Consider the following 13,499-nt stretch of genomic DNA (forward strand, 5'->3'; position numbering starts at 1 on the left):
AGCAGTCCGGTGCCGTCCTTCACCCGGAGGTCGCCCTGGTACGACTGGTAGTTGTTGGACAGACCCAGCATCGGGACCATCGTCGGCTTGGGCCGTCCGGTCGAGCCCGACGTCGAGATGACGTGCCCCAGGCGCTTGCCTGCGTGCTCGTCGGACCACGGATCGTGCGGGAAATCGGTGTCGTCGAGTGAGGCGAGGTGACGCACCGTCTCGGGATCGTCGAGCACGATCGGGTCGTCGAGCGCCGCGTTGCCGATGGGTGCGCCGGTGAGCCCGCTCCAGGACCGGGTGGCCACCACGGCCCGCGTTCCGCTGTCGTCGACCAGTCCCGTGATCCGCTCGATCCCCCACTTCTGGTCGAACGGCGAGTAGGCCGCGCCGACCTTCCAGGCGGCGATCATCCCGATCACCCATTCCAGGGATCGGGGGGTGAGGAGTGCGACGACGTCGTCGGGGCGAACCCCCCGCGACACCAGTTCGCGGGCGAGTTGGTTGGCGCGACGGTTCACTTCGCCGCGGGTGGTCGAGACACCCCCGGCGACGACGGCGGGAGCCTGCGGGTCGCGCTCGACCCACTCCTGCCAGCGGGTGACGAAGAGTTCGAGCGGCCAGCCCTCCGTCTCCGCGGTCTCCGCCTCGGGTCCGGCGACGATCTCCGGTGCGGGCGCCACGATCTCGATGTCGCCGACCAGGGCGTGCGCGTCCGCGATGACCTGGTCGAGGATCGTGCCGAAGCCGTCCTTCCCGTCCTCCGACGGCGGGGCCATCATGATGGTGGGAACCAGGCCGGACAGCACGACGGACACGATCGCGTCGGGGCCCATGCCCCGCTCGGACAGCGGAGCCGACATCAAGCGCAGGCGCTCGTCGAACTCGCGGTACGTCACCTGCATGCCGTCGTGGGCGACGGCCACGGCGTCGGGGGCGACGTCGACCGCAGCAGCCAGAAGCTGCGGCAGCTCGCGAACTGTCATCGTGCGGGCAGGTCGCGCTTGGCTCAACTTTGCTCTCTCGTGTTCGGTGAGAATGTCGATGTCGCCTACAGCGACACCGGGATCGGTGACGACGGCCTCGAGGATCCTGACGAACCGTTCCGCGATACGTTCGGCGGTGCCGCGCTCGAACAGGTCGGTGGCGAACGTGAACCGCCCGCCCAGACCCGCAGGCCGACCCGACTCGTCGGCCTTCTCGGTGATCGTCAACGTGAGGTCGTACTTGGCGCCCTGCGCCATATCGTCGATCACGCGCACGGTCAGCCCGGGCAGTTCGAGCGCGTCCATCCGGTTGTTCTGGAACGACAGCATCACCTGGAACAGCGGCGAATAGGCCGCCGAGCGCCGGATCCGCAGCGCCTCCACGATCTTCTCGAACGGCACGTCGGAATTGCCGAATGCCGCCAGGTCACCCTCGCGGACCCGGTCGACGAGACCGGAGAACGAATCTCCCGGCCGCACGTGGGTACGCAGGACGAGGGTGTTGACGAACATGCCGACGAGGTCGTCGAGCGCCTGGTCGCCGCGTGCGGCGAGCGGGGTGCCGACGGTGATGTCGTCGCTGTTGCTCAGCCGCGACAGCAGCGTCGTCAGTGCGGCGTGCGTCACCATGAAGAGGGACGCTCCGTGGTCCTTGCCGACCGCTTCGAGGCCGCGCCGCAACTCCGGGGTGATCGCGAAGTCGATCGAGTCGCCCAGCATCGACTGCCTGGCCGGGCGTACGTGGTCCAGCGGCAGGTCGATCAGCTCGGGTGCCCCGGCAAGGGTGTCCGCCCAGTGGGCGATCTGCTTGCCCGCGAGCGACCGCATGTCGGCGGGGTCGCCGAGGACGTCACGCTGCCAGAGCGCGAAGTCGGGGTACTGCACCGGCAGCGGCTGCCACAGCGGGGCCGCGCCCGCGGTGCGCGCGCTGTAGGCGACCATGACGTCCCGCGCGAGCGGCGCCATCGACGCGCCGTCGGCGCAGATGTGGTGCACCACGAGGACGAGCAGGAATTCGCTCTCGCTCGTGGCGAACAGCCGGATCCGCAGCGGGGGCGCGACCGTGACGTCGAATCCCTTGGTGGCGAATTCGGTGAGGGCCGTGTGGAGCCCGGCCTCGGGCACCCGCACGGGCGTGAGGTCGAACGGAACCTGGGTGACGTCGACGACCTGCTGGTACGGCCCGTCGGCGGAGTCCGGGAACACCGTCCGCAGCGACTCGTGCCGCGCGAGTACGTCGGAGACGGCCGACGACATCGCGTCGATGTCGAGTGCACCGGACAGCCGAACGGCGAGCGGGATGTTGTACGCCGAGGACGCCGTGTCGAACCGGTTCATCAGCCACATGCTCTGCTGCGCCATCGACAACGGAACGCGCTCGGGGCGCGGCCGCGCGACGAGCGCCGGGCGGTCCGAGCCGGTGCCTGCCTGCTCGGCGACCTTGGCGGCGAGCCGCTCCACGGTCGGCGCCTCGAACAACTCGCGCACGCCCAGTCGGGTGCCTGCGGCGGCGTTGAGCCGCGCAACTGCCTTCGTCGCGACGAGCGAGTTGCCGCCGAGGTCGAAGAACGACTCGGCGACGCTGATCTTCGGAAGCCCGAGCACGTCCGCGAGGACACCGGCGACCAGTTCCTCGGTGGGTGTGCGCGGTTCGACCATCTCGCCCTGCAGGGCGTCGAAATCGGGCTCGGGCAGAGCCTTCCGGTCGAGTTTGCCTGCCGTGGTGAGCGGGATTTCGTCGAGGACGACGATCGCGCTCGGCACCATGTGCGCCGGCAGTGTGTCGCCGACGAAGTGCGTCACCTCGGCGACGTCGACCGTGGCACCCGCGGTCGGCAGCACGTACGACACGAGGGCCGTCGATCCCGACGGCAGCGACGTGCCGAGGGTGGCCGCGAATTCGAGGTTCGGGTGCGCCACCAGCGCCGCGTCGATCTCGCCGAGTTCGATGCGGAAGCCGCGGACCTTCACCTGGAAGTCGCTGCGGCCCACGTACTCCACCCCGTAACCGGCGCGGTGCCCGGGGTCGGCGACGAACCGGACGATGTCGCCCGTGCGGTACATCCGGCTGCCGTTCTCACCGAACGGGTTGGCGACGAATCGTTCGGAGGTGAGGCCGAGACGGTCGTGGTATCCGCGGGCGAGACCGGGGCCCGCGATGTACAGCTCCCCTGCCACGCCGACGGGTACCGGGCGCAGGAGTGCGTCGAGGACGTAGACGGTGACGGCACAGACGGGACCGCCGATCTCGATCCGGTTCCCGGGCACCAGCATGTTGCTGACGTTGCTCATGACCGTGGCCTCGGTGGGACCGTAGCCGTTGTACATCCGGCGGCCCGGCGCCCAGCGTTCCACCAGTTCCGGCGGGCACGCCTCGCCGCCGACGACGACGACCTCGAGCCGATCGAGTCCGGCCGGCTCCACCGACGCGAGCGCGGCGGGCGTGACGAAGGCGTGGGTGACGTCGTTGTCCGCGAGGAAGTGTCGCAGTTCCTCGCCGCCGTACAGGTCGGCGGGGGCCACGACCATCGTCGCGCCGCAACCGAACGCGAGCAGCAGTTCGAGGACGGACGCGTCGAAACTCGGGGACGCGAAGTGCAGGGTCCGCGCCGAGGGGCTCACCCCGTAATGGGTGCGCTGTTCGGCGGAGAAGTTGGCCAGACCCGTGTGGGTGACGACGACGCCCTTGGGCAGACCTGTGGTGCCGGACGTGTAGATCATGTAGGCCGCGTCCTCGAGCCGGACCGGCACGGTCCGCTCGGAATCCGTCACCGGCTCCGGCGACTTCGGGGCGCACAGCGACTCGCACTCGGACGAGTCCAGCGCGAGCCAGTCGACACCCGACGGAAGGTCGTCCCGCTGAGCGGACACGGTGAGGCCGAGGATCGCGCCGGAGTCGGCGACCATGTGCGCGATGCGCTCGGACGGGTAGCGGGGGTCGACGGGCACGAACGTGCCGCCGGCCTTGGCCACGGCCCACGTTCCGATCACCGAGTGCTGCGAGCGCGTCATCCCGAGCGCCACAGACGTTTCCGGTCCGACTCCGCGGTCGATGAGCACGCGCGCGAGACGGCTCGAGCGCGCGTCCAGTTCCGCGTAAGTCATCGACTCGCCGTCCGCGACGAGCGCGATGCGCTCGCCGTTCTCCGCCGCGGCCGCAGCGAGGATCTCCGGCAGCGACAGCGGTGCGGCGGCGTCGGTGCCGTGCGCCGCGAGCAGCGACGCGCGCTCGTCGGGAGCGAGGATGTCGATGTCCGCGATGCGCGTGTCTACGTCCCCGGACAACGCCCCGAGCACGCGGACGACCCGCGCCATGATCTCCTCGACCTCGGCGGCCTCGAACAGCTCGGGAAGGAACTTGGCGGTCAGGTGCAGCCGCGGGTCGGTCATCGCGACGATCGCCAGCGGGTAGTGCGTGGCGTCGTTGGACGTCACGTCGAGAACGCGGAGTCCCTCGATGTCGCTGTTCTTCGTGAGGGCTTCACGGTCGAGCGGGTAGGACTCGTAGACCATCAGGGTGTCGAACAGCGCTCCGAGTCCGAGCCCCTGCTGGATGTCGGTGAGCCCGACGTGATGGTGGTCGAGCAACTCGGTCTGCTCGTGCTGGATGCGGTCGAGCAGGGTGCGCACGGCGTCGCCTGCCTGCACGCGGACCCGGACCGGCAGGGTGTTGATGAAGAGCCCGAGCATCGACTCGATGCCGGGCACCTGCGGCGGACGGCCCGAGACGGTGGTGCCGAACACCACGTCGTCCCGTCCGGTCAGCCTGCCCAGCACGATTCCCCACGCGGCCTGGACCAGTGTGTTCATGGTGACGCCGAGTTCGCGCGAGCGCGCGGTCATGTCGGCGAGCAGGTCGTCCGGCAGATCGATGACGAGCTCACCGGGGGTGAGCGCCGGGGCCGTCTCCGTGTGTGCAGGCGCGAGGAGGGTGGGCTCCTCGACACCGTCGAGGGCCTTCGCCCACGCGTCCACCGACACCTGCGGATCCTGTGCCGCCAGCCACTCGAGGTAGCTGCGGTACGGACGCGGCTGCGGCAGCGCCAGCGCGTCGCCGTCCACCGCGTACAGGGTCAGCAGATCCTGGATGAGGATCGGCAGCGACCAGCCGTCCAGCAGGATGTGGTGGTTGGTGACGGCGAACCGGTAGCGGTCCGCACCCGTCTCGACCAGCAGGAATCGCACCAGAGGCGGGGCCGTCATGTCGAACCGGTCCGTCCGGTTCGCGAGCATCAGCGCATCGAGTTCGGCGTCCCGGTCGTGCTCGGACGAGGCCGACAGGTCGACGTGCGTCCACGGCACGTCCACCCGGTCGACGACCACCTGCATGCCGGTGCCGTCGTCGCCCGCGACGAAAGCGGTGCGCAGGTTGGGGTGCCGGGCGACGAGCGATTCCGCGGCGCGGCGGAGTCGGCCGGTGTCGACGGATCCGCCCAGGTCCATGACCAGCTGGGTGGTGTACACGTCGGTGGTGGCACCGGCCAGCGACGCGTGGAACAGCAGGCCCACCTGCAGCGGGGCCAGCGACCAGACGTCGGCGAGCGCGGGGTAGTCGCTCTCGAGGGTGTCGATCCGGCTCTGGCTCAGCGGAACGAGGTCGAGGTCCGACGGCGTTCGGCCGCCGGCTCCCGGCCGCTTCGTGTGCTCGACGAGCCCTTCGAGCGCGCGCGTCCACAGGCCGGTGAGCTCCCCCACCTCGGCGTCCGTGAGGACACCCTGCGGGAAGTCGACGGTGGCCGAAAGTCGTTGTTCGCCTTCGACGTCCACGATCATCGCGTTGATGTCGAGGGCGAAGTGCACCGGCATCTCGCTGTTGCGGGTGCCGGTCAGCTCCATCGTGTCGGTGTCGGGGACCCAGCCTGCAGCCCGGAACGCGGCGGGAATCTCGCCGACCGACACGCGGCCCAGATAGTTGAAGCTGATCTGGGGGCTCGGCAGCGCCGCGAGAACCGCGCGGGTCTCGGCGTTGAGGAACCGCAGCATTCCGTAACCGATGCCGTGCTCGGGTACGCGCGCGAGTTGTTCCTTCACCGACTTGACGGCCTGACCTGCGGCCGCACCGCCGGCGAGGGCGTCACGGACGTCGACTCCGGGCGCCGACAACCGGACCGGGAACATGCTGGTGAACCAGCCCACCGTGCGGGACAGGTCGGCGCCGGGGAGCACCGTCTCCTCGCGGCCGTGGCCTTCGAGGTGCACGAGCGTGGAGGACTCGGTGGACTCGGTGATCCCGCGTTCCGCGCGCCACGCCGCGACGGCAAGCGCGAGGGCGGTGAGAAGACCGTCGTTCACGCCACCGTGGAAGGCGCGCGGCACGTCGGTCAGCAGACCGTCGGTGACGTCCGCCGGGACCTCCAGGCGGACCCGCCCGGTGGTCGAGACCGTGTCGCGGCCGTCGAGGGCGCGCGAACCGATCAGCGGGTCCGCACCGTCCAGCGTGGTGCGCCAGTAGTCCAGTTCGCCCACGCGCCGGGCACTGCGCGCGTTGTCGGCGAGGCCGTGCGCCCAGCGGCGGACCGAGGTCCCGACGGCCGGGAGCAGCGGGTCGGCCCCGGCGGCGATCTGCCCCCAGGCGGACGCGAAGTCGGGCACCAGCACTCGCCAGGACACGCCGTCCACCGCGAGGTGGTGGATCACCACGAGCAGGCGTCCCGTTCGCGGGGCGCTCTCCGCCTCCGCGGTGTCGCCGTCCGCGGCGTCCCGAGGTGCGGGTTCGGCGGAGTCCTCGGCGGGCGCGAACCAGACGAAACGCACCACACCGCCGGTCGCCGGGTCCAGCCTGTCCACGGTGCGCTCGAGGGCGTGCGCTGCCAGCGACTCGAACGTGCCGGTGCCGGGACCCTCGGTGAATTCGACGCGATCGACGAGGCGGTCGACGTCGACCGAGCCGATCGGAGCGACCTCCAGCGACCACCCGGACGGAGAGTCGTTGCGCCGCAACGACGAACGCAGGGCGTCGTGGCGATCGACGACGGCCGCCAGCGTGCGCACCAGGCGCTCGCGCTCCACCTTCGGCGGCAGCGCGAGGAGAATGGACTGGGAGTACCGGTGGAAGTCGCCACCCAGCTCCGTCATCCAGTGCACGACCGGGGTCAGCGGCATGGTGCCGATACCGGCGCCCGGCAACTCCTCGAGGACGTGCACCGTCGCCGACTCGGATGCGGACTTCGCGACCTCGGCGAGCGAGGCAACGGTCTTGCGCTCGAAGACGTCCCGGGCTGTGAACAGGACGCCGGCTTCCTTCGCGCGGGACACCAGCTGGATCGAGACGATGCTGTCGCCGCCGAGCGCGAAGAACGAGTCGCCGACACTGACGCGCGGCAGACCGAGGACCTCGGCGAACAGGCCGGCGATCGACTCCTCCATGGTGCTGCGGGGAGCCACGTACTCGCTGGACTCCGCCGCGAACGTGGGTTCGGGCAGCGCCTTCCGGTCGAGCTTGCCGCTCGCGCCGACCGGCATCTCGGCGAGCACCATGACGGCGTCGGGAACCATGTACGAGGGCACCGCGCGGCCGACGTGGACCGTCAGATCGTCGACGTCCACCGCGGAACCGGCCTCGGGAACGACGTAACCGACGAGCCGCTGCCCGAGGGAACTGTCGTGCACGACCACAACCGACTGCGCCACATGAGGATACGAGGACATCGCGGACTCGATCTCGCCCAGCTCGATCCGCAGTCCGCGCACCTTCACCTGGAAGTCGGTGCGGCCGAGGTACTCGATGCTGCCGTCGACGCGCCACTTGACGAGGTCGCCGGTGCGGTACAGGCGGGTACCCGTGGCGTCGAAAGGATTGGCCACGAAGCGTTCTGCGGTGAGTTCCGGCCTGCCCTCGTAGCCGCGGGCCACCTGGGCGCCCGCGAGATAGAGCTCTCCCGCGGATCCGATGGGCGCGGGCCGGAGGTGGCCGTCGAGCACGTACGCCTCGGTGTTCCACACCGGGGTGCCGATGGGGATCGTGTGGACCGACTCCCGATCCACCTCGCCGGCGGTGGCGTGCACGGTGAACTCGGTGGGGCCGTACAGGTTGTGCAACTCGGCGCCGGACTTCGCCCGGAACGCTGCTGCGACGGCAGGCGGAAATGCTTCTCCCGCAACGAGAACGACGCGCAGGCTGACGAGTTGTTCGCGGTCGGCCTCGGAGACGAACACCGACAGCATCGACGGGACAAACGACGTCGCCGTGACGTTCTCGCGCGCGATCACGTCGGCGAGATAGGCGGGGTCGCGATGCCCCTCGGGTGCGGCGATCACCACGCGCGACCCGGAGGCGAGTGCGGCGAACAGTTCCCACACCGACACGTCGAACGTCGTCGGCGTCTTCTGCAGCACGACGTCGTGCGCGTCGAGGCCGTAGCGCGACGCGATCCATGTGACCTGGTTCAGGACGGCAGCGTGGCTCACCGCCACACCCTTCGGACGCCCGGTGGACCCGGACGTGTAGATGACGTACGCCGGGTTGGCGGCCTGCAGGCCCGCAGTCCGCTCCTCGTCGCGGATCGGGCCCGCCGGGACGCCGCTCGGATCCACGGCGTCGATCTCCACGACGTCGTGATCGGCGGGGAAGACGAGACCGTCCCGCGCGACCGTGAGGATGCACAGCGGGCGGGCGCTGTCGAGCACGTACGCGGTGCGCTCGGCGGGGTGGTCGGGGTCGAGGGGCACGTATGCGGCGCCTGCCTTGACGACGGCGTACATCGCGACCATGGAGTCGAGTGAGCGGCGGATCGCGAGGGCGACCTTGGTCTCCGGACCCACGCCACGGCCGATCAGCGTCCGGGCGAGGCGGTTCACCCGCGCGTCGAACTCGGCGTAGGTGAGTTCCTCGCTCTCGAAGACGAGTGCCGTCGCGTCGGGCGTGCGCGCGACCTGGGCGTCGAACAGGTCGACGACGGTGCCCGCAGGCGGGGCCACGACGTCGCCGTTCCACCGCGTCACGACCTGCTCGTACTCCTCACCGCTCATCGTGGCCAGGTCGGACACCGAGGCGTCGTCGCCGGCGCCGAGGAAGCGCTCGAAGAAGTCGAAGAATCGGCTGTGGTGACGGTCCAGCTCGTCCGCCGAGTACAGGTTGGGGTTGGCCTCGAAGTCGATGTGGATCTTGCTGCCTGCCACACCCTGGTAGATGTTGAGCGAGAGGTCCTCGACCGGTCCGGTGGTGAGGACGTTCTGGTGCCCGGTGACCGTTCCCAGCTTGATCTCGCTGTGGAACATCATGATGTTGATCGAGGGCCCGAAGAAGCCGCGCTGCCCCTGGGGCGCGCCGGCGTCGCGGCGGATGTCCTCGTGCCGGTAGCGCTGGCGGCGCAGGGCCCCGGTGAGTTCGATCTGCACGCTCTTGACCAGCTCGGGGACGGTCATCTCCGGGGTGATCTGGAGGCGGAGCGGAACGATGTTGGACACCATTCCACCGGAGCGGCGCAACGTGGCGGTGGTGCGGGCCGACACCGGCAGGCTGAGGACGACGTCCGTCCGGTCGGTCATGTGGGCCAGGTACGCGGCGAACGCGGCCACCACGATGGGCGCGGAACTGGCGTTACTGCCGCCCAGCGCCTCGTCGAGAAGGGTGGCGGTGGACTCGGGCAGTGCTTCGGAGGAGAGTCGCGCGAACTTGCCGACCATCGCGGCACGACCGGCCAGGCTCGGGGCCTCGGGCAGGTGCGCGGTGCGTTCGGCCCAGTATTCGCGATCCTTCGCGAAGCGGTCGGAATTGCGGTACCGCTGCTCGTCCTCGACGATCCGGACCAGGTCCTCGGCGCGGCAGGCCGGCGGCTCGGCGCCCTCGACCAGTGCGGTGTAGATCTCGGCGATGCGCGCGATCAGCGCCATCGCGCCGAAGCCGTCGAGCGCGATGTGGTGAATGCGGCAGAACCAGAAGTAGTGGTTCTCGCCGACGTGGAGCAGGTAGACCACGACGAGGCGGTCCTCGAGAAGGTCGACGGGGGCGCTGTAGTTGGCCCGCATCCACTTCTCGGCGGCGTCGACGGAATCGTCCTCGCCCCGCAGGTCGACATAAGTGATGGCGTCGTCGAGCGCCTTGTCGACGTACTGGTACGGAACGCCGTCGATCTCGACGAGGCGGAGGAAGCCGGAGCCGAACTCCCGGCCGGTGCGCTTGCTGGCCTCGGTCAGGAGGTCGAGGTCGATGTCGCCGCGAAGCTCGATGTACTGGGCGATAGTGAGGGGAACGTCGCCCATCGCGTGTTGCGCGAACCAGATGCCACGCTGCGCGGCCGACAGCGGAAACGCTCCTTCCGGAGCACCGCTACTACCCGCTGCATGTCCCGACCCCAAGGGTTACTCCGTTCTCGAACGCGTGGCGACTGCCGCCTGTGTCTTTGGTGATTCGTAGCTCTCGGTCCCACGGACTGCGCCGTGGGCCGGTCTTCCGATGAACGCCATCACATGAACGGGCCTTGCCGGTTCGAAGCATCTCGCGGAACAGGGACGTGCCGAGCGCGGGAGGACCTGCACTGATCGAAGAGTTCCACCACACTCGGAGTCGATGTCAGACGATCGTCCGAAACCCGATTGCCTGCGACGCCGAACACTCCAAGGCCCTTACATCCCGACCTACTTGCGGTGAGCGGGTTCATACGTGGCTCCGTTCTCTCATCGATCCAACAAGCGGCCACCCAATCGGTGCTCGTCATCCTCCGAGTCGAGAGCCGAGTCTACGGCCCTGGTGAAGGAACGAAACATCGTCGCGATCATCGCTCCGGCCTCCTCTCGCTCGGTGGTGACATTTTCGGTTCGTACGGTTCCGCGGCAACGCCGGGAATTACATCGGTGTCAGATCCAGTACCGTTACCGGCGCTGCTGTGACGTACCCAACCCTCGATACTTCCAGAACCAGGCCTGAATTCGATCTTCGACGCGCTCATATTCAACAGGCAGAACCACATTCCGGGCGCCGTGTCCAACCGGAACGCGGATACCGTACCGAGAGTCGGAATTTCGCTAGGTGTACAACTGTCGTATCCAGTTTCATGTTCCGCCTCCCGACTGTCCTCCATGCACGGTGCAGCCGATCAGGTGATCGACCGCGGCGTTGAACACCCACTGCCCCCCGCGACCGCAGTTTTTGCCAACCACCGTGTCTACCAAAGCCCCGAGCAGGTCTCAAAACGACGAGCACCCGAGGTTGCGCGCGGGGAATAACCGACCAGGTCCGTCGCCCGTCCATATCGAGCGGACTACTGGACGCCCGACCACTGCGCTGTGCGCATCCAGGTCGGGGCAGATCGCCCGCTGACCTGCCACGGAGAAGCGCAGGCACTACCGCGGCGAGGACGGGCGAACCAGCGAGATCGCGGCCGCATCCCAGCATCTGGAACGCGCTCCCGAAACGCTGCACCCCGGGTGTCCGATTAGTCGCATTTGCTGCGGCGCGACCAATCGGAGGCGGGCGGGAGATATCTCACATTCGCGGATACCCGGCCGTCGGCAGGTCGATCTCTCTCAGCCAGTAACAAAGGTAAACCTAACCTAATTGTTGGCGCCCAACGACACTGAGATCGGCGGAGTCGCTGCTCAGCGTCCGTGCCGCGCGAACCAGTCGAGCAGGCCGGGGTCGTCGACGGCACTGCGGTCCACCGTCCGCCCCGCGTCCGCACCCTGGAAGATTCGCTTGAGCGGCACCTCGAGTTTCTTGCCGGTGCGGGTGTGCGGGATGCCCGGCGCCTCGATGATGTCGTCGGGCACGTGCCGCGGCGATGCCTGCTCCCGGATAGCTCCGCGGATCCGCTGCTTCAGCGCGTCGTCGAGTTCCGCACCCTCCGAGAGGACCACGAACAGCGGCATCCAGTATCCGCCGTCCGCCTGGTCGACCCCGACGACGAGCGCCTCGGCAACCTCCGGGAGCTTCTCCACCACCTGGTAGATGTCGGCGCTACCCATCCGGATTCCATTGCGGTTCAACGTGGAATCGGACCTTCCGTGCATGAGGACGGTCCCGCGATCGGTGATCGTGATCCAGTCACCGTGCCGCCACACTCCGGGGAACACTTCGAAATAAGCTTCGCGGTAACGCTTTCCGTCCGGATCGTTCCAGAACGACACCGGCATGGACGGCATCGGCGCGGTGACGACGAGTTCGCCCACCTCGTCTCGCACCGGCCGGCCCGACTCGTCGAACGCCTCGACGGCGACCCCGAGGCAGGGGGCGGACAGCTCGCCAGGCCAGACCGGGACGGTGCGCGCTCCCCCGATGAACGCCGACACCACGTCGGTCCCACCGGTGATCGACACGACGGGAACGCGGCGACCGACGTTCTCCGACAGCCACAGCGACGACGCCGCAGGCAGCGTCGATCCGGTGACTCCCACCGTGCGCAGCGCGCTCAGATCGTGGTCGCGGACGGGGATCACCCCCGCCTTGTCGCACGCGAGAACGTAGCCGGGACTGGTGCCGGCCACCGTGACACCCAGTCGTGACACCAAGGCCCACAACGCATCCGGAGTCGGATGCGACGGGCTTCCGTCGTAACAGACGATCGTGGCTCCCACCAGCAGGCCCGCCGTCTGGAAGTTCCACATCATCCAACTGGGACTGGTGTACCAGAAAAATTTGTCCTCGCGGCCGATGTCGAGCTGGAGCGCCAGCGACTTCACGTGTTCGAGGAGAACACCTCCGTGACCGTGCACGATGCCCTTCGGCAGGCCGGTGGTCCCCGAGGAGAACACCACCCACAACGGGTGGTCGAACGGGACGGGAACGGGCTCGAGTGCGCGGCCCCCGGCGGTGGCCTCCGCCCAGGTGACGCCGCCGTCGACGGCGGCGTCCGCATCGAGGTGGGGCACCACCACGGTGAGGGCCGGCGACAACCCGGCGCGCAGCTCGGCCACCGCCCCCAGACGGTCGTGCTCCTTGCCCCCGAACCGGTACCCGTCCGCGGTGATCAGCGCTGCCGGCTCCAGTTGACCCAGCCGATCGAGCGCGGCCGGCGCGGAGTAGTCCTGCCCGCACGCCGCCCACACGGCGCCGAGCGACGCCGTGGCGAGGAATGCGACCACGGCCTCGGGGATGTTCGGAAGGTAGCCGACCACGCGATCCCCGACCCCGACCCCGTGCTCGCGAAGCGTCGCGGCGAGTCCCGCCACCGCGGACCGCAACTCGTCCCACCCGATCGAGACGTCGGCGCAGCCCTCACCCGCGTACAGGATCGCCGGACAGCCGGGGCGGGCATTCCGGAAGACGTGGTCGACATAGTTGAGCGTGGCCCCCGGAAACCAGACGGCGCCCGGCATCGCGGCGTCGGCGAGGGCGGGCCCGGGGTCGGTGGCGGACCGGAACTCGAAGTAGTCCCACACGCCCTGCCAGAACTCCCCCGGCGCCGCCACCGACCAGCGCCACAGCGACCGGTAGTCGTCGACCGTGACACTGTGGCGCCGCGCGACGAACGCGGCGAAATCGGTGATCACCGCGTCGCGCACGTCGGCTTCGGTGGGAACCCATTGCGGATCGGCAGCCATGGGCACCATCTTCCCCGAGAGCGCGGCCGTTCCGCGCTCTTTCGCCGC

2 protein-coding genes (1 of these 2 running past the window's edge) are annotated in these 13,499 nt (G+C 69.1%); both read right to left on the reverse strand.

Going from position 1 to position 13,499, the window contains the following annotated elements; all coding sequences use genetic code 11:
* Nucleotides 1–10,175: the 5' end (the start) of a non-ribosomal peptide synthase/polyketide synthase gene (locus BLV94_RS13865; protein ID WP_371851570.1), read on the reverse strand. 23,584 nt of this gene lie to the left of the window's left edge; only the first 10,175 of its 33,759 coding nucleotides appear in the window; it begins with the start codon at nucleotides 10,173–10,175; its stop codon lies beyond the left edge, outside the window.
* 1,335 nt (nucleotides 10,176–11,510) lie between these two features.
* Entirely contained in the window at nucleotides 11,511–13,451 is a 1,941-nt protein-coding gene (locus tag BLV94_RS13875; RefSeq protein WP_072945645.1) for an acetoacetate--CoA ligase, read from the reverse strand.
* Nucleotides 13,452–13,499 lie beyond the last annotated feature (48 nt).

The organism is Rhodococcus koreensis (genome assembly GCF_900105905.1).
Classification (GTDB): domain Bacteria; phylum Actinomycetota; class Actinomycetes; order Mycobacteriales; family Mycobacteriaceae; genus Rhodococcus_F; species Rhodococcus_F koreensis.